Origin of the sequence: Halobaculum sp. EA56 (assembly GCF_051195075.1) — an archaeon.
Taxonomy (GTDB): domain Archaea; phylum Halobacteriota; class Halobacteria; order Halobacteriales; family Haloferacaceae; genus Halobaculum.
Genome location: NZ_JBNTJX010000003.1, coordinates 159,256 through 176,407 on the forward strand (window position 1 = coordinate 159,256; position 17,152 = coordinate 176,407).

Sequence of the window (17,152 nt, forward strand, 5' to 3'; positions counted from 1 at the left end):
CCCGCAACTGGGGTTCGACCGGGGAAAACGGGTTCGCTTCGGCGGCGCTCCGGCGCGTGACGGTCCCTCGCGCCCCGCGGGCGACGAGCAAGCTTCGCCGAACCGGCACCGTTTATGAGGGAGGAGCGGGTACGTGCGACCGTGACAGCAGACGCCGTCGCTCACGTCCGCTCCTCCTCCGAGCGACGCGTCCGGGCGGCCGCGGCCCGGAGCCGAGCCTCCGCGCCGCGACGACCGGGCCGCTAGGCCCACCTTCACCCCCTCTCCCTCGTCCCGACCCGCTCGCGTTCCTCCGGGTAGCGTGCAGTCCGCGATTAATTTCCATAAGTTACAAACGTCGAATTTATGGGCGTCGACGTGCGACCGTGAACCATGACGAAACGCGTTGCGCTCGCATTCAGCGGCGGACTGGACACGACCGTCTGCGTGCCGCTCCTCGAGGAGGAGTACGGCTACGACGAGGTCGTCGGCGTCACCGTCGACGTGGGCCAGCCCGAGGAGGAGTTCGACGAGGCCGAGGAGACGGCCGAGGCGCTCGACCTGGAGCACTACGTCGTCGACGCGACGGAGGCGTTCGCGGAGCTGTGTCTCGATTCCGTGCGCGCGAACGCCACCTATCAGGGCTACCCGCTCGGAACCGCCCTCGCGCGCCCGGTGATCGCCGAGGCGATCCTCGACGTCGCCGAGGAGCACGACTGCGACGCCCTCGCACACGGCTGTACGGGCAAGGGGAACGACCAACTGCGCTTCGAGACGGTGTGGCGCGCCTCCGACAAGGAGGTCATCGCGCCCGTGCGCGAACTCGGCCTCACCCGCGAGTGGGAGATCGAGTACGCCGACGAGAAGGACCTCCCCGTCGAGGGCGGCAACGAGGGCGCCTGGTCGATCGACACGAACCTCTGGTCGCGCTCGGTCGAGGGCGACGACCTGGAGGACCCGACGTACGTCCCGCCGGAGGACATCTACGACTGGACGGCCACGCCCGGCGAGGTCGACGGCGAGGAGCTGGTCGAGATCGGCTTCGAGATGGGCTACCCCGTGACGCTGAACGGGGAGCCGGTCGACTCGGTCACGCTCATCGAGGAGCTGAACGAGATCGCGGGGCAGTACGGCGTCGGGCGGACGGACATGATGGAGGACCGCATGCTCGGGCTGAAGGTGCGCGAGAACTACGAGCACCCCGCGGCGACCGTCCTCCTCACCGCCCACGAGGCGCTCGAACAGCTCGTGTTCACCAAGTCCGAGCGCGACTTCAAGCAGCAGATCGACGACCAGTGGGCCCAGCAGGGGTACAAGGGGCTCGTCGACTCGCCGCTCGTGAACTCCCTGGAGGGCTACCTCGACGCCGGCCAGGAGAAGGTCACCGGGACGGTCACCGTCAAGCTGCAGGGCGGCCAGTGCCGCCCGGTCGCGCGTGACTCCGCGTACGGCGTCTACTCCGAGTCGGCGGCGTCGTTCAACACGGAGACGGTCGACGGCATCGAGCAGGCCGACGCGACGGGCGTCGCGAAGTACCACGGCTTCCAGGAGCGCCTCGCCAACCGCGTGCTGGAGAACGTGAAGACCGGCGGCGACGGCGAGACGCTGGCGGCCGACGGGGGCGAGGACGAGCGGAGCGAGTCCTCGACGGGAGCGGGGAGCGAAGCGACCCGCGGACGCGGTGGCGAGGACGACGAGTAGATGACCGACGACGGGGGCGCCGACGGCGGCGACGCGGGGGACGCCGAGACGGTCGTCCGGCGCGACCGCTTCGCGGGCGGCCCCGCCCGCGGCTTCATGTCGAGCCTCGCGGCCGACGAGCGCATCTTCGCGGCCGACCTCGCCGTCGACCGCGCGCACACGGTGATGCTCGCCGAACAGGGGATCGTCGGCGACGACGAGGCGGCCGAGATCCTCTCGGGCCTCGACGCCGTCGAGGAGGCGGGCCACGGCGCGCTCCCCGACGGCGAGGACGTCCACGAGGCGATCGAGTCGGCGGTCGTCGACCGGGTGGGGAGCGTGGGCGGGAAGATGCACACCGCCCGCTCGCGCAACGACGAGGTGGCCGCCTGCATCCGCTACCGCTACCGGGCGGACCTGCTCGACGCCGCCGAGGCGACGCTGGCGCTGCGGGAGGCGCTGCTGGAGACGGCGGCCGAGCACGCGGACACGGTCATGCCGGGGTTCACCCACCGGCAGTACGCCCAGCCGACGACGGTCGGGCACTTCCTGTCCTCGTACGCGGGCGCGATCGAGCGCGACACGGCTCGTCTGCTCGCGGCGTTCGACCGGACGAACGTCTCGCCGCTGGGCGGGGCCGCCTTCGCGGGTACGACGTTCGACATCGACCGGGAGCGCACGGCCGAACTGCTCGGGTTCGACGGCGTCGTCGAGAACGCGACGGACGCCGCCTCCGCGCGCGACTTCCTCGTGGAGGGGACCGCGGCGCTCGCGAACCTGACGGCGACGCTGTCGGGGCTCTCGACCGACCTCATCGAACACGCGAAGGACGGCTACTTCGACCCCTCGGACGACTACGCGTCGACCTCGTCGATCATGCCCCAGAAGGTGAACCCCGACACGCTGGAACTCGCCCGCGCGGTCGCCGGCGACGTGTCGGGCGGCCTGACCGGCCTCCTGACGACGCTGAAGGGACTCCCGCGGGCGTACAACCGCGACCTCCAGCGCGCGACGCCGCACGCCTGGGACGCCGTCGACGTCGCCGCCGAGGCGACCGAGGTCGTCGCCGGCGCGGTCGCGACCGGCGACTGGGACGCCGACGCCTGCGCGGCCGACGCCGGCGCGGGCTTCTCGACGGCCACCGGCGTCGCGGACGCCCTGGCGGCCGCGGGGGTCCCGTTCCGCACCGCCCACGAACTGGTCGCCGAGGCGGCCGCGGCGTCGCCGGCGGACGCGGACCCGGAGACGCTCGCTGCAAATCTTGACGCGGCCGCGGGAGACGTACTTGGGGAGTCCCTCCACGGGTACGTGAGCCGCGAGGACCTCGCGACCGCGCTCGACCCCGCCGGGAGCGTCGCCTCCCGGGGGTCGCGCGGCGGCCCGGCGCCCGACGCCGTCGCCGACTCCCTCGCGCGCATGAGCGGGACGTACGACGACCACGAGACCGCCGTCGAGGCGCGCCGCGACGCGCTCGCGGCCGCCGAAACGGACTTGACCGATGCGGTCGAACGTTACGCCTGAGGAGCCCGAACCGACCATGACCGGACGTCGCCCCCGACCCCGACCGCTCGCCCGACCGCGAGCGGCCGCTCCGGCGCGCGGCCGACCCCCGCGACGACCGCGACCGGGGGTCCGACCGCGACGCCGGCCGCCGGCGCGCCCGGTCCCGGCCGCCGCCCCGCGCCCGCCGGCGGCGGTGGCCCCGCCGGCCCCCCTCGGGGCCTACACTACTCAGATTTCGAACACCGGATTCGAGATCCGTGCCGACCCGCCCGCTCCCGCCGCGTAGCGGCGACTCCGACGTTATTTTTCGATGATAGAATCGACGGATTAAAGGTGTCCTCCCCGATACGGTGGAGTACACCATGACCGAAGCCGAATGCGTCGAGTGCGGGGGCACGGTGGCCCTGCACGACGACCTGGAGGTCGGAGAGATCGTCGACTGTGAGACGTGCGGAGCGGAGCTGGAAGTCGTCGACACCTCCCCGCCGGTCCTCGAGCGAGCCCCGGAGCTCGAAGAGGACTGGGGGGAGTGAGATGAAGTTCGGCCTGCTCTACTCCCGGATCCGGAAGGACGAGAAGCTCCTCCTCTCGGAGCTTCGCGAGCGCGGCCACGAGGTCGTCAAGATCGACGTGCGCAAGCAGCGGTTCGGCCTGGACGCGACCGACGCGGACGTGACCGACTGCGACCTGGTGATCGACCGCTGTCTCGCCACCTCCCGCTCGCTGTACGCGACGCGGTTCCTGTCGGCGTACGGCGTGCCCGTGGTCAACTCGCCGGAGACCGCGGCGGTCTGCGCCGACAAGGTGAAGAACAGCCTCGCGCTGGAGGCCGCGGGCGTGCCGACGCCGGCGACGGAGGTGACGTTCACGAAGGAGGCGGCCATGCAGTCCATCGAGGAGTTCGGCTACCCCTGCGTGATCAAGCCGGTCGTCGGCTCGTGGGGCAGGCTGATGGCGAAGCTCGACTCCGAGACCGCCGCCGAGGCGATCCTCGAGCACAAGGCGACGCTGGGCCACTACGAGCACAAGGTGTTCTACGTCCAGGAGTACGTCGAGAAGCCCGGCCGCGACATCCGCGTGCTGGCCTGCGACGGCGAGCCGGTCGCCGCGATGACGCGCTCCTCGGAGCACTGGCTCACCAACGCCGCGAAGGGCGGCGAGACGGCCACCTTCGACCTCGATGACGAGGCGGAGGAGCTCGTCCGGACGGCGAGCGACGCCGTCGGCGGCGGCCTGCTGGGGGTCGACCTGATGGAGACGGGCGAGGCGCGCAGCGCCTCGGGGTCGAGCGGGGAGCGGAGCGACCCGCGAGACGGCGAGTCGAGGTACACCGTCCACGAGGTGAACCACACGGTCGAGTTCAAGGCGCTGAACGAGGCGAGCGACGTCGACGTGCCCGCGGCGGTCGTCGACTGGCTCGAACTGAAGGCTGAGACGGCGAGCGAGGCCGTGATGACCGCATGAGTGCGGGAGGGAAACTGACCGCCTCCGTCGTCGGCGCCTCCGGCTTCGCGGGCGGCGAGCTGTGCCGCCTGCTGACCGGCCACCCCGACTTCGCGCTCGTCCAGGCGACCAGCCGCGAGTACGAGAACAAGACGCTCGGGTACGTCCACCCGAACCTCCGCGGGGTCGACCTGCGCTTCTCCTCGCCCGAGGAGCTGGACCCGGTGGACGTGCTGTTCGCCTCCACCCCCCACGGCGTCTCGATGGAGCACATCGACGCCTTCCGCGACGCCGCGGGCACCGTGGTCGACCTCTCGGCGGACTTCCGCCTCGACGAGGAGGACGCCTACGACGAGTGGTACGACGGCCACGTCGCGCCCGAGCACCTCGCGGACGCCGTCTACGCGCTCCCGGAGCTGGGCCGCAAGAAGCTGGAGGGCGCGGACATCATCGCCTCCGGCGGCTGCAACGCGACGGCGACGATGCTGGCGCTGAAGCCGCTGGTCGACGCGGGCGTGATCACGCCCGACGACCGGGTGGTCGCCGACCTGAAGGTCGGCTCCTCGGAGGGGGGCGCCGGCGGCGGCGCCGCCTCCAGCCACCCGGAGCGCTCGGGCGTCGTGCGCCCGTACGCGCCGACGGGGCACCGCCACGAGGCCGAGATCCAACAGGAGCTGGGCCTGTCGCTGTCGTTCACCGTCCACGCGGTCGACATGACCCGCGGGGCGGCGGCGACGTGTCACGCCTTCCCGAGCGAGCGCGTCACCACGGGCGACCTGTGGGGCGCCTACCGCGAGGCGTACGACGACGAGCCGTTCGTCCGCCTGGTCGCGGGCGGCGGCGGCGTGTACCGCTACCCCGAGCCGAAGGCCGTGGCCGGGACGAACCACGCCGAGGTCGGCTTCGAGCTCGACCCCGGGAACGGCCGCGTGGTCGCGTTCTCGGCCATCGACAACGTGATGAAGGGCGCGGCGGGGCAGGCGGTCCACGCCGCCAACGTCGCGCTCGGGCTCGAGGAGACGGCCGGCCTCGACTTCCAGGGGCTCCACCCCGTGGGGGCGCCGTGACCGGCCTCGGATCGACGCCGCTGGCCGACGGCTCCGGCGACGTTCCCCCGGTGGTCGTGAAGCTGGGCGGCGCGCGCGCGGTCGACCCCGCGGGCGCCGTCGGCGACGTGGCCCACCTCGTCGCCAACGGCCGCGACGTGGTCGTCGTCCACGGCGGCTCGACCGCCGTCGACGACCTGCTGGACCGGCTCGGGATCGAGCCGGAGTACGTCGAGACGCCCTCGGGCGTCACCGGCCGCTTCACCGACGCCGAGACGATGGAGGCGTTCACGATGGCGATGGCGGGACAGGTGAACACGGACCTCGTGACGGCCCTCAAGAACGCCGGCGTCGACGCCGTCGGTCTCTCCGGCGTCGACGGCGGCCTCCTCGCCGGGCCGCGCAAGTCCGCCGTCCGCGTCGTCGAGGACGGGAAGAAGAAGATCAAGCGCGGCGACCACTCGGGCACCCCGAGGGAGGTGAACGCCGACCTGCTCTCCACCCTCCTCGCGGGCGGCTACACGCCCGTCGTCTCCCCGCCGATGTTCGGCACGGAGTCCGAGAGCGAGGGGACCCCCGTGAACACCGACGCGGACCGCGCGGCCGCGGCGGTCGCGGGCGCGCTCGGCGCCGAACTGGTCGTCCTGACGGACGTCTCCGGCGTGTACGCGGACCCGGACGACCCCGACACCCTGATCGAGTCGGTGACGACCGACGAGGAGTACGACGCGCTCACCGACGCCGCCGAGGGCTTCATGACCCGGAAGGTGATGGCCGCGACCGAGGCGCTCGAATCGGGCGCGACCGCGGTGACCGTCGCCGACGCGAACGTCCGCGACCCGATCGTCGCCGCGCTCGACGGCGCGGGGACGCGCATCGAGCGCTCGGCGGTCACGGACCGGACCGACGACGACACCGTGGCCGACGCGGAGGTGGACGGATGAGCGCCTTCGAGGACCTGAGCGACGCGGGCGAGGGGTTCGTCTTCTCGGAGAAGCCCATCGCCATCGAGTCCGGCGAGGGCGTCCACCTCACGGCCGACGACGGCACCGAGTACCTCGACTTCGGCGCGAGCTACGCGTGCGCCCCCCTCGGGCACTGCCCGCCCGCCGTCGTCGACGCGGTCCAGGAGCAGGCGGCGGAGCTGCTGTACGTGCAGGCGTCGTACCCGAACGCCGCCCGCACGGAGCTGTACGAGCGGCTCGGGGCGGTCGCCCCCGGCGACATCTCGAAGGTGTGGCTGTGCAACTCCGGCACGGAGGCCAACGAGGCGGCGATGAAGTTCGCGCGCTCTGCGACCGGGCGCGAGAAGGTCGTCGCCACGAAGCGCGGCTTCCACGGCCGGACGCTCGGCGCGCTGGCGATGACGTGGAAGAAGAAGTACCGCGCCCCGTTCGAGCCGGTCGCCGGCGGCGTCGAGTTCGTCGACTACGGCGACGCGGAGGCGCTGGCCGAGGCCGTCGACGACGAGACGGCCGCGGTGTTCCTCGAACCGGTACAGGGGGAAGGCGGGATCAACCCCGCCGACCCCGAGTACCTGCAGGCGGCCCGCGACCTGACCGAGGACGCCGGCGCGGCGCTGGTGTTCGACGAGATCCAGACCGGGATGGGCCGCACGGGCGACCTCTGGGCCTGCGAGGGCGCGGGCGTCGAGCCCGACATCCTGACGACGGCCAAGGGCGTCGCCTCCGGCCTCCCGCTCGGCGCGACGCTGTGTGCCGACTGGATCGCCGACGGCGCCGCCAGCCACGGCTCCACCTTCTCGGGCAACCCGGTCGTCGCCGCCGCGGCGAACGCGACGCTGGAGGAACTCGTCGCCGAGGACGTGCCCGGCCACGCGGCGAGGGTGGGCGAGTACCTCACGACCCAGCTCTCGGCGGCCGTCGAGGAGCACGACCTCCCCGTGCGCGACGTGCGCGGGGAGGGGCTGATGATCGGCGTCGAGGTGAAGCGGGGGGCGAACCGCTACCTGCGCGACCTCGCCATGGACCATCAGATCCTCGCGCTGCCGGCGGGGCGCTCGGTCGTCCGTCTGCTCCCGCCGCTCGTGATCAACGAGGGGCACGCCCGCGAGGTCGTCGACGCGCTGACGGAGGTGCTGTGAGCGTGGGGGGGACCGCGTGATGGCCGTGCAGAACCCGGTGGACCCGGCGGAGGCGCTCGACACCGAGGGCCGGCGGCTGCTGTACGACCTCGTGTCGACGCCCTCGGTCTCCGGCGAGGAGGCCGAGGCGGCGGCGGTGCTCGTCGAGTTCTTCGAGGACCGCGGCCGCGAGGCGTACACCGACGAGGTCGGGAACGTCCACGCCCCCGGCGACGACTCGGTGCTGCTCACCTCCCACGTCGACACCGTCCCGGGCGACATCCCCGTCGAGATCGCCGACGGCGACGCGGAACTGGACGCCGATAGTCCCGTGCTGTGGGGCCGCGGCAGCGTGGACGCCACGGGGTCGCTGGCGGCGATGGCCGTCGCGGCCGTCGAGACGGGCGTCTCGTTCGTCGGCGTGACCGGCGAGGAGACCGACTCCCGCGGCGCGCGCCACCTCGTCGAGACGCGCGAGGCGCCGGAGGCCGTGATCAACGGCGAGCCGTCCGGCTGGGACGCCGTGACGCTCGGCTACCGCGGGCTGATCTCGGGCACCTACGTCGCGACCAGCGAGTCGGGCCACACCTCCCGACCGGACCCCAACGCCGTCGAGCACGCGATGCACTGGTGGCAGCGCGTCGAGGGCGCGTTCGACTACTACGACTACGGCGCCGTCTTCGAGCAGGTGACGACCAAGCCCGTCGCCGTCGACGGCGGCCTCTCCGCGGACGGCCTCTCGATGGAGGCGACGATGGACGTGCAGTTCCGCGTCCCGCCGTCGCTGGACCCGGAGGACGTCCGCGAGCGCGCCGACGCCGAACTGGAGGCGGGGACGGTCAACTGGGACGAGCCGATCCCCCCGGTGATGGGCAGCCCCCGCGACCCCGTGGCGACGGCGCTCCGGGGCGGCATCCGGGGGGCCGGCGGCGACCCCCGCCTGCTCCGCAAGACCGGCACCGCGGACGTGAACGTCTTCGCGGGCGCCTGGGACGCGCCGATGGCGACGTACGGCCCCGGCGACTCCGACCTCGACCACGCGCCCGACGAGCGGCTCCCCCTCCGGGAGTTCGACCGCGCGGTCGACGTGTTAGTCGCCGCGAGCGACCGACTGCGAGACCGAACGGACTGAGCCCCCGGCACGGGCGGCCGGCACTCGCCGGCTCGTCCGGGCCGCACCCTTCTGATCCGACCAGACCACCACACGACACCGATCCGACCCACGCGACGCCGACCCCACCCACGACACCGATCCACAATGAGCGCGAACACGACCGACGCGACGACCGACGACGCCGACCAGTTCCCGAACGACTTCCTCGACATCGACGACCTGACGCGCGAGCAGCTCTCGACGGTGCTGACCCGTGCCTCGGAGTTGAAGGCCGGCAAGGACCTGACGCAACTGCCGCGGACGACGCTGGCGATGCTGTTCGAGAAGCCGTCGACGCGGACGCGCGCGAGCTTCGAGACGGGGATGACCCAGCTCGGCGGCCACGCGATGTTCCTCGGCCCCGAGGACATCCAGCTGGGCCACGGCGAGCCGCTGAAGGACACCGCCCGCGCGCTGGCGGGGTACGCCGACGCCGTCATGGTGCGGACGTTCGCCCACGAGAACGCCGAGATCCTCGCCGAGTACGCGGACGTGCCCGTGATCAACGGCCTCACCGACGACGCCCATCCGTGTCAGACGCTGGCGGACCTGCTCACGATCCGCGAGGAGGTCGGCCCCCTGGGGGAGGTGTCGGCGGCGTGGGTCGGCGACGGCAACAACGTCGGCCGGTCGTTCGCCGTCGGCGCCGCGCTCGCCGGCCTCGACCTCGCGGTCGCGACCCCGGAGGGGTACGGCCTCGGCGACGACGTGTACGACCGCTGCGCCGACCTCGGCACCGAGCCGACCGCGGTCGACTCCCCCGAGGAGGCCGTCGCCGACGCGGACGTCGTCTACACCGACGTGTGGGTCAGCATGGGCGAGGAGGAGAAGCGCGAGGAGAAGCTCCCCGCCTTCGACGGCTACCAGGTGAACGCGGACCTCCTCGCGGACACCGACGCCGCGTTCATGCACTGCCTCCCCGCCCACCGCGGCGAGGAGGTGACCGACGAGGTGCTGGAGTCGGAGCGCTCGCTCGTGTGGACGCAGGCGGAGAACCGGATGCACGCGCAGAAGGGGTTGCTGGTGGAACTGCTGGAGTAGCGGGCGCGAGCGTCTCATCGACCTACTAGGTCGGCGTTCCCGACGCCCGGAACACCTATAGACCGGAGCGCAGTACACCGTGACACGATGGGATCGTTCGCGACGAATCCGTCCGGACCGCACCGGGTAACGATCTCTCCGGGGGAGACTGCCGTCGTCGCACGCGACGAGGAGACGGGCGTGACGAGCCAGGGGGAGACGAAGGCGGAAGCGCTCGCCAACCTCGCCGAGGCGCTCGAACTGCACGAGCGCCCGTCCGGAGCGGACGACGACCTCGACCCGGCCGACGCTCCGTGGTTCGACGAGGAATGAGCGCATGAGGGTCGCCCGCCGTTGGACCGTTTTTATTCCGGCCTGTCCCACTACCGCTCGATGAGTCGACGGACGTTCTCCGGGGAGGAGGTCATCTCGGCGCTGAAGCGCTGGAATTTCCGTCGGGTCGACCAAACAGGGAGCCACGTGAAACTCCGGTATCGACACCCGGTGACCGACGAGACGCGGACCGTCATCGTTCCGCTCCACGACGAACTCGACACGGGGACGCTCAACGGGATCGCCGAACAGGCGGGCGCGAACGACTTCCAGGCGTTTCTCGATGCCCTCGAAGATCTCGTCTGACCCGCCGACCGCCGACCCGCTCCGGTGCCGTCGCTGCGGCCGCCCCCTCTCCACGGGCCTCGTCGCGAGCGGCCGTCGCGCCTGCTGTCTCAACGCCACGCCCATCGCCGGAGCCTGTCCCGAGCACGGTCCGGTCGGGCCCCACGACGCCGTGGAGGCTCCGCCCGACGGATCGGGCACGGACCGGTGACCGCTACGGCTCCGGGGGCGCCCCGTCGTAGGCGTCGTGGTCGGTGAAGAAGTTCAGCATCGCGAACTTCAGTTTCTCGGGCCCGATGTCGATCAGTTCCTCGCGCTCCTCGACGGGGAACGCGTCGCGCACGGAGTACTTCCCCATGTCCGCCGATGTGTAGCGCTTGTCGAGCAGCGCCCGCACCCCGAAGTCGTCGGGCGAGCGGATCACCCGCCCGAGCGCCTGCCGCGTCTTCCTGACGGTGGGGATCTCGACGGCGTACTCCCAGCCGGCGTCCCGGGAGCGGTCGGCGAACGCGCGGTCGTAGGCGTCCTGCACCGCCTCCATGCGCTCGGAGAGGTGGGGGTACGGCACCCCGACGACCGCGACCGTGCGCGCGGCGTCGCCGTCGAAGCTCACCCCCTCCGCGAGGGTGCCCCACAGCGACGTGAACAGCGCGGCGTCGTCGGCCTCGACGAGCCGGCGTCGCAACTGCTCGGTGTCGGGCTCGGAGCCGTCGAGCAGGAGGGTGCCCAGGTTCGGGTCGCCCGAGAGGAGTTCGTGGTAGCGCTCGGCCTCCGCGTACGACGGGAAAAAGAGGAGGCAGTTGCCGGGCGTGAACCGCACCACGTCGGCCAGCGTCGCGGCGATGGTCTCCTGCGTGGCGGGGTCGTCGCGCTCGGAGGCGAACAGCGCGGGCGTCGCCACCGAGAACGTCCGGCGGTTCTCCTCGGGGTACGCCAGCCCGTACGCGAGCGTCGCGGGGTCCGAGAGCCCGAGCACGTCCTCGGTCACGTCGAACGGGCGGAGGGTCGCCGACATGAGCACGCTCGCGTACACCTCCTCGAACAGGTCCGCGGTCACTTCGCGGGGGATGCAGGTGTACAGCTCGGCCCGGCCGTACACCTCGTCGGTGCCGGCGTCGCGGCGCACCGAAACGACCGGGTGTTGCCCGAGTTCGCCGCCGCCGTCCATCCACGCCGAGACGAACGCCGCCGCCCGGAGGGTCTGACACTCCCGTCGGGTGGTCGTCTCGCCCTCGCGGTACGCCTCCTCGTACTCCTCGTCGAGACGCTTGCCGAGCTGGAGCGCGAGGTCGCACTCCGCGCGGATCCCCTGGCCCTCGTAGCGGTCGAGGAACGCCAGCGTGAGGTCGTCGCGGCGGTCCTCGTTGGCGATCGAGAGGTCCTCCCAGTTCTCGCCGACCTGCTCGCGCGCGCCGAAGCCGAGCCGCTCGTCGTAGGTGTCGCGTAGCGCCTCGGCGAACGCCCGGATGACGTTCTCGGCCGGCTCCGCGCGGGAGTCGTCGGCCTCCGCCAGCTCGTCGAGGGCGGCGTCGAGGGTGTTCTCGGTGAGCGTCTTCGAGGCGTGGTCGCGGGCGGCGTCCTCGACGTTGTGTGCCTCGTCGAACACCGTGATCACGTCCTGCGGGTCGCGGTCGAGCCACCGGAAGAACTGTTCCCTGATCTGTGGGTCGAGCAGGTGGTGGTAGTTGCACACGACCAGCTCCACGTCCTCCATTCCCTCCTTCAGGAGCTCGTAGCCGCAGAAGCCGCGACTGCCGGCGTACTCGTACACCTCCTCGGGCGTGCGGACGTCGTCGAAGAGCCACGAGAAGAACTCGCCGGTGTCGGCGGTGAGGTTGCTGAGGTAGTAGTCGCAGGTGTTGGCGGCCTCGTCGTCGATCTCCTCCTCCAGCCGCTCGAGCTCCTCCTGAACCGCCTGCCTGGCCTCCGCGGCGCTCCCGGCGTCGCCGTCCCCGCCGGCGCCCTCCGCGCCCTCGCGCAGTTCGTCGGTGAGGTCGTCCAGGCGCCGCTCCAGTTGCTCCTTGTCCTCCCGGTCCTCGACAAGCGAGCGCGTTGTGTCCCGGAGCGTCTGGCACTCCTGGTAGTCCACGTCGATGTGGCACATCGACGCCTTCCCCTTGAACACGGTCGCGCGGATGGGCTCGGTCTCGTTGATGGCGCGGGCGTCCTCGACGAACTGCCGCATCTGCTGGTGGACGTTCGTCGTGATGACGACGGTGCGGTCGTGGTCGCGGGCGTGCTGCAGCGCCGGCACGAGCGCCGAGAGGGTCTTGCCGGTCCCCGGCGCCCCCTCGAACAGCACGTCCTGCCCGCGCTCCAGCGAGTTGGCCACCCGGTCCATCGCCTCCCGCTGGTTCGGGTACGGCTCCTCGTACGGGAAGAAGCGCAGGTGGCCGTCCGTCGTCGACACGTCCACTACTCTCTCGCCGTCGGATTTGAACCTACGGGTGGCGTGCGGGGTCCGCGAGCGTGACGCGGCGGACGCGGGGGGCGCGAGGGACGCACCGTGCACGTACGGCTATGTCGCGAGCGTGCGTCTAGCAGCCGTTATGGCAACACGAGCAGAGTCGACGACAACGACGGAACCGTCGGCGGTCGGAACCGAGCGGACGGAGCGGATCGGCTGGCGCGCCGGCGTCGCCGCCGGCGCGCTCGCCGGGATCGCGATGGGCGCGGCGTTCTCGCTGTTCGCGCCGGGGGCGCTGGAGGTCGCGATCCCCTCGCTGTACGGCCTCTCCGGCGGGGTCGCCGGCTGGATCGTCCACGTGAGCCACGGAGCGGTGCTCGGCGTGGTGTTCGTCGCGCTCGCGAACGCCCTCGGCGTCGCCGACGCGACCCGCTCGACCCTGCTCGGGATCGGCTACGGGGTCGTGCTGTGGGTCGCGCTCGCGGCGGTATTGATGCCGGTGTGGCTCGCGGCGGTCGGCTCGCCGGCGACGGCGCCGCTGCCGAACCTCGACCCGCTGAGCCTCGCGGCCCACGTCCTGTACGGGGCGGTACTGGGCGCGGCGCTCCCGTCGCTGCGCTCACTGTGACCCGCGCCCGCTGCCGCTGACTTTTTCGCCCGCGACGACCTCCTCCCGGACATGAGCGACCACGCGTCCGACGGCGACGATTCGGACTTCGACAAGGAGGCCGAACGGGAGAAGCTCCGCGAGAAGTTCGCCCGCGACGAGGAGAAGCGCGAGTCCACCCGGCGGATGAGCGAACTCCTCCTGAAGGGCGCGACGATGACGAACGAGCACTGCGACGCCTGCGGGTCGCCCATCTTCCGGCAGAACGGCCAGGAGTTCTGCCCCGAGTGCGACATGGCGGGGGCGGACGGGGCGGCCGGGGGCGAGTCGACGACCCAGACTCCGCCGGACGCGTCCGCGCCGGCCGACTCGCCGGCCGACGCGACGGAGCGGGCGACGGACCGCGGGGCGACCACGGGGAACCCCTCCGCGGGGGACGCGGACGCGCCCGGGACCGTCGACGCGGACGACGCCGCTCCCACGAACGGGACGGCGCCCGCGGACGCGACTGTGGACGCGTCATCCGAGCGGGACGGCTCCCGGGCTGATCCGCCCGCGAACGCTCCGCCGGCCGACCCGACCGCGGACCGCTCCCGCCCCGCCGGCGATCGGTCGCGATCGACCGCCCCGGCACCCTCCACGTCCGCGACCGGGGACGACGACCTCGCGGCCGGCCGAGACGCGCTCGCGAGCGCGCTGCGGCGCCACGCCGAGGCCGCCGCGGCGGCGTCCGACCCGCGGGTCGCGGCCGACCACCTCGCGGCCGCCCGCAAGGCGGCCGAGGCGCTGGCGGCGCTGCGTCGCTGAGACCCGTCCGCGCCGGTCGGAGCGGTCGCCGGGCGACCGGACTACTCGGGGTAGTCGCCCCCGACGACTTCCCGGATGCGCTCGGCGGTCACCTCGCCGACGCCCGACACCTCCAGCAGGTCATCCTCGCGGGCGGTCATCACCGCCTCGACGGTGCCGAAGTGCTCCAGCAGCGCCCGCGACGTGACCGGCCCGATGTCGGCGATCGAGGAGACGACGTACTCCTGTTGCTCCGCGAGGGTCTTGGCGCCCTTCTCGCCGTGCGCGGACACTTCCCGCTCGTTCGTCTCCTGCTCGCGGCGGGCGATCGTCTCCAGCAGGTCGGCGGTGTCGGCCTCGTCCTCGGTGCGCAGGACGCTCGCGTCGAAGTCGATGGCGAGCGAGGCGAGCGCCCCCCGAACCGCGTTCGGGTGGACGTTGCGCTCGCCGTAGAGGTCCTCCCCCTCGACGATCACGACGGGGCGGGCGTACGCCCGCGCGGTGTCTCTCACCTGCTCGAACATCGAGCGGTCGCCGCCCACGAGCGTGTCGAGGAAGTCCGCGACCGACTTGCGCTCGACGGCGACGCGGTCCGAGAGGACGTAGTCACCGACGGCGAGCGTCTCCAGCCGGGTCGTGATCCCCTCGCGCGTCGAGAGGTCGCGCGCGATGGTCGACTCCAGCTCGCGCTGGTCGACGACGATCTCGACGCCGTCGACGTCGTCGCCCGCGGTCGCGACGACCCCGTCGTCGCTCTCGTCGTCGGCGTCGCCCGCTCCCGCGTCGTCGTCAGCGGCGCCGTCGTCAGCGTCGCCGTCGTCGTCGCCGTCGGTGTCGGACTCGAAGTCCGTCAGCCCGGGTTGCCCCCGGCCGTTCGCGGCGGCCGAGGCGGACGACGCGGAGCCGTCCTCGCCGCCGGCGTCCCCGTCTGCGTCGCCTCCGCCGCCGGCGCTCCCGTCCCCGTCGAACTCCTCCAGCCCGGCCTGCCCGTCGTCCAGTTCCGCCGAGAGCTCGTCGGCGACGCCCTTCAGGTCCCGAAGCTCGCTCTCCATCTCCTTCTCGCGCCGCCGGGAGATCCAGAAGAACGCCTCGTCGCGGGTGTCCTCGGCCATGAGGACGACCACCTCGCCCTCGGCCTGGCGGCCGGTCCGGCCCTTCCGCTGGATCGACCGGATCGCGGTGGGAACCGGCTCGAAGAAGAGGACGAGGTCGACCTCGGGGACGTCCAGCCCCTCCTCGGCGACGCTGGTGGAGACGAGCACCTCGAACTCGCCGGCGCGGAAGGCGTCGAGCGTCTCCTGTTGCTGTTTCTGGGTCATGCCGTCGGAGCCCTCCTTGTCGCCCTGGCCGACGAACCGGCGGGTGTCGAAGGAGTCCGAGAGGAACTCCGTGAGCGCCTCGGCGGTGTCGCGCGACTCTGTGAACACGATGACGCGCTCGCCGCCGCCGATGCCGAGCGTCTGCGCGAGCAGGACCCTGGTGCGCCGGAATTTCGGGTGGAGGTCGTCGAAGCGCTCGGCCTTCCGCATCGCCTCCCGCACCTTCGGCTCGGAGACGAGCCGCTGGCTCGCCTTCGAGGCGCCCGAGGAGCGGGCGGCCTCCCGCTGGCGCTCGAAGTAGCGCCGGAGCGCCTCCACGCTCTGGGTCTCCACCAGCTCGACCGCTCGGCGGAGCTTCATCACCTCCGCGTGGACCGACATCCCGGTGTAGGCGTCGGAGTCGCCGCCGTCCATCATGCGCTGGAGTTCCGCGCGCATCCGGTTGAGGTCCTTCTGGGAGACGTCCGGCTGGGTGGTGTTCGTGACGCCCAGTTGCTTCAGCGACTCCAGCCGGTCGGTGATCACCTCGTTGAGCGCGTCGCGGATCTCGACGATCTCGTCCGGGAGGTCGATCCGCTCCCACTGCACGTCGGTGTCGTGGGTGTACTCGCCCACGTCGGCGTCGTCCTCGGTCATCACCTCCACCTCGTCGATGCCGAGGTTCTCACAGACGGTCGTGATCTCCTCGCGGTCGCCGCCGGGCGACGCCGACATCCCCGTCACCAGCGGGTCGGCGGCGTCGGCGTGGTAGCGTTCCGCGATGTAGACGTACGCGTAGTCGCCGGTCGCCCGGTGGCACTCGTCGAAGGTGAGGTGGGTCACCTCCCGCAGCGAGATGCGGTTGCCCACGAGGTCGTTCTCGACGACCTGCGGCGTGGCGATGACGACGCTCGCCCCCTCCCACAGGTCGGCGCGGTCGTCGGGGCGCACCTCGCCGGTGAACACGACGATCTCCTCGTCGGCGACGTCAAGCGCCTCGCGGTAGAAGTCGGCGTGCTGCTGCACCAGCGGCTTCGTCGGCGCGAGGAACAGCGCCTTCCCGCCGACCTCGGACAGCCGGTGGGCGGTCACGAGCAGCGAGACGGTCGTCTTCCCGAGGCCGGTCGGGAGACACACGAGCGTGTGGCCCTCGCGGGCGGTCGCCGCCAGCTCCGTCTGGTAGCGGCGGTCCTCGATGAACCCCTCCACGAGCAGGGGATGGTCGACGTACTCGGTCTCCTCGGCGGCCTCGGCCATCGGCGATCCTTGCGCGCCGTGCGGGGTAAACCTTCGCGAACCGGGGCGGAAGTGAAGCCGCCGCTCCCGCGGCCCGACGCCGGCGTTCAGGCGCCCTCGCGCGGCCGGAACTCGAACTGTCGCTGCTCGCAGGCCGCCTCCGGCACGGACTCGTCGAGGAGCGCGGCCCACTCCGGGATGTGACAGCGCTCGGAGTCGGTCATCGTCCGACCCGACACGAGGGTCCCTGATAACCGTTTCCCGCGTTCCCGGCGACTCGGGGTCGCGGCCGC

The 17,152-nt window shown here is 72.2% G+C and carries 16 protein-coding genes; 14 read left to right on the top strand and 2 right to left on the bottom strand.

Annotated features, from left to right (window positions below; genetic code table 11):
* Positions 1-372 precede the first annotated feature (372 nt).
* The 12 genes from ACQUQ1_RS06550 (at position 373) to ACQUQ1_RS06605 (ending at position 10,736) form a co-directional block, all read left to right on the top strand.
* Entirely contained in the window at positions 373-1,680 is a 1,308-nt protein-coding gene (locus ACQUQ1_RS06550) for an argininosuccinate synthase (protein ID WP_435063471.1), read from the top strand.
* A complete protein-coding gene (gene argH, locus ACQUQ1_RS06555; RefSeq protein ID WP_435063472.1) occupies positions 1,681-3,180 on the top strand; it encodes an argininosuccinate lyase in 1,500 nt (499 codons plus the stop codon).
* A 344-nt stretch (positions 3,181-3,524) separates the two neighbouring features.
* Positions 3,525-3,695, top strand: coding sequence for a lysine biosynthesis protein LysW (lysW, locus tag ACQUQ1_RS06560; RefSeq protein WP_435063473.1), 171 nt, complete (start codon positions 3,525-3,527; stop codon positions 3,693-3,695).
* 1 nt (position 3,696) lies between these two features.
* Positions 3,697-4,626, top strand: coding sequence for a RimK family alpha-L-glutamate ligase (locus tag ACQUQ1_RS06565; protein ID WP_435063474.1), 930 nt, complete (start codon positions 3,697-3,699; stop codon positions 4,624-4,626).
* Complete coding sequence (gene argC / locus ACQUQ1_RS06570; RefSeq protein WP_435063475.1) at positions 4,623-5,672, top strand: N-acetyl-gamma-glutamyl-phosphate reductase; 1,050 nt, start codon at positions 4,623-4,625, stop codon at positions 5,670-5,672. Before ACQUQ1_RS06565 ends, argC begins: the two co-directional genes overlap by 4 nt.
* Positions 5,669-6,595, top strand: a complete 927-nt coding sequence (locus ACQUQ1_RS06575) for an acetylglutamate/acetylaminoadipate kinase (RefSeq protein WP_435063476.1) — start codon at positions 5,669-5,671, stop codon at positions 6,593-6,595. Before argC ends, ACQUQ1_RS06575 begins: the two co-directional genes overlap by 4 nt.
* Positions 6,592-7,755: an aspartate aminotransferase family protein gene (locus ACQUQ1_RS06580; RefSeq protein ID WP_435063477.1), complete on the top strand. Its 1,164-nt coding sequence runs from the start codon at positions 6,592-6,594 to the stop codon at positions 7,753-7,755. Before ACQUQ1_RS06575 ends, ACQUQ1_RS06580 begins: the two co-directional genes overlap by 4 nt.
* 19 nt (positions 7,756-7,774) lie before the next feature.
* Positions 7,775-8,866 (top strand): [LysW]-lysine hydrolase, encoded by a 1,092-nt coding sequence (locus tag ACQUQ1_RS06585; RefSeq protein WP_435063478.1) that lies wholly within the window; start codon positions 7,775-7,777, stop codon positions 8,864-8,866.
* Between the two features lie 126 nt (positions 8,867-8,992).
* Positions 8,993-9,928, top strand: coding sequence for an ornithine carbamoyltransferase (gene argF / locus ACQUQ1_RS06590; RefSeq protein ID WP_435063479.1), 936 nt, complete (start codon positions 8,993-8,995; stop codon positions 9,926-9,928).
* 87 nt (positions 9,929-10,015) lie between these two features.
* Positions 10,016-10,240 carry a type II toxin-antitoxin system HicB family antitoxin gene (locus tag ACQUQ1_RS06595; protein WP_435063480.1) on the top strand — a complete coding sequence of 75 codons (225 nt, stop codon included), beginning with the start codon at positions 10,016-10,018 and terminating at the stop codon, positions 10,238-10,240.
* Between the two features lie 60 nt (positions 10,241-10,300).
* Positions 10,301-10,546 (top strand): type II toxin-antitoxin system HicA family toxin, encoded by a 246-nt coding sequence (locus ACQUQ1_RS06600; protein WP_435063481.1) that lies wholly within the window; start codon positions 10,301-10,303, stop codon positions 10,544-10,546.
* Positions 10,524-10,736, top strand: coding sequence for a hypothetical protein (locus tag ACQUQ1_RS06605; protein WP_435063482.1), 213 nt, complete (start codon positions 10,524-10,526; stop codon positions 10,734-10,736). The genes ACQUQ1_RS06600 and ACQUQ1_RS06605 overlap by 23 nt, the downstream gene beginning before the upstream one ends.
* 3 nt (positions 10,737-10,739) lie before the next feature.
* On the opposite strand, the gene ACQUQ1_RS06610 is transcribed toward ACQUQ1_RS06605, so the two are convergent.
* On the bottom strand, positions 10,740-12,935 hold the full coding sequence (locus ACQUQ1_RS06610; RefSeq protein WP_435063483.1) for an ATP-dependent DNA helicase: 2,196 nt from the start codon (positions 12,933-12,935) through the stop codon (positions 10,740-10,742).
* A gap of 139 nt (positions 12,936-13,074) precedes the next feature.
* On the opposite strand from ACQUQ1_RS06610, the gene ACQUQ1_RS06615 reads away from it, so the two are divergent.
* Together ACQUQ1_RS06615 and ACQUQ1_RS06620 are read left to right on the top strand one after the other, a co-directional pair.
* A complete protein-coding gene (locus tag ACQUQ1_RS06615) occupies positions 13,075-13,560 on the top strand; it encodes a histidine kinase (RefSeq protein WP_435063484.1) in 486 nt (161 codons plus the stop codon).
* Between the two features lie 51 nt (positions 13,561-13,611).
* Positions 13,612-14,346, top strand: coding sequence for an Sjogren's syndrome/scleroderma autoantigen 1 family protein (locus ACQUQ1_RS06620; protein WP_435063485.1), 735 nt, complete (start codon positions 13,612-13,614; stop codon positions 14,344-14,346).
* A gap of 41 nt (positions 14,347-14,387) precedes the next feature.
* Here ACQUQ1_RS06620 and ACQUQ1_RS06625 read toward each other — a convergent pair whose 3' ends face one another.
* Positions 14,388-16,880, bottom strand: a complete 2,493-nt coding sequence (locus tag ACQUQ1_RS06625) for a DEAD/DEAH box helicase (RefSeq protein ID WP_435063486.1) — start codon at positions 16,878-16,880, stop codon at positions 14,388-14,390.
* Between the last annotated feature and the right edge of the window lie 272 nt (positions 16,881-17,152).

Coding starts and splice junctions, on each gene's coding strand:
- lysW (WP_435063473.1), top strand. CDS start 3,525: ATGACCGAAGCCGAATGCGTCGAGTGCGGGGGCACGGTGGCCCTGCAC.
- argF (WP_435063479.1), top strand. CDS start 8,993: ATGAGCGCGAACACGACCGACGCGACGACCGACGACGCCGACCAGTTC.
- argC (WP_435063475.1), top strand. CDS start 4,623: ATGAGTGCGGGAGGGAAACTGACCGCCTCCGTCGTCGGCGCCTCCGGC.
- ACQUQ1_RS06585 (WP_435063478.1), top strand. CDS start 7,775: ATGGCCGTGCAGAACCCGGTGGACCCGGCGGAGGCGCTCGACACCGAG.
- ACQUQ1_RS06595 (WP_435063480.1), top strand. CDS start 10,016: ATGGGATCGTTCGCGACGAATCCGTCCGGACCGCACCGGGTAACGATC.
- ACQUQ1_RS06580 (WP_435063477.1), top strand. CDS start 6,592: ATGAGCGCCTTCGAGGACCTGAGCGACGCGGGCGAGGGGTTCGTCTTC.
- ACQUQ1_RS06620 (WP_435063485.1), top strand. CDS start 13,612: ATGAGCGACCACGCGTCCGACGGCGACGATTCGGACTTCGACAAGGAG.
- ACQUQ1_RS06550 (WP_435063471.1), top strand. CDS start 373: ATGACGAAACGCGTTGCGCTCGCATTCAGCGGCGGACTGGACACGACC.
- ACQUQ1_RS06605 (WP_435063482.1), top strand. CDS start 10,524: ATGCCCTCGAAGATCTCGTCTGACCCGCCGACCGCCGACCCGCTCCGG.
- ACQUQ1_RS06625 (WP_435063486.1), bottom strand. CDS start 16,880: ATGGCCGAGGCCGCCGAGGAGACCGAGTACGTCGACCATCCCCTGCTC.
- ACQUQ1_RS06565 (WP_435063474.1), top strand. CDS start 3,697: ATGAAGTTCGGCCTGCTCTACTCCCGGATCCGGAAGGACGAGAAGCTC.
- argH (WP_435063472.1), top strand. CDS start 1,681: ATGACCGACGACGGGGGCGCCGACGGCGGCGACGCGGGGGACGCCGAG.
- ACQUQ1_RS06600 (WP_435063481.1), top strand. CDS start 10,301: ATGAGTCGACGGACGTTCTCCGGGGAGGAGGTCATCTCGGCGCTGAAG.
- ACQUQ1_RS06615 (WP_435063484.1), top strand. CDS start 13,075: ATGGCAACACGAGCAGAGTCGACGACAACGACGGAACCGTCGGCGGTC.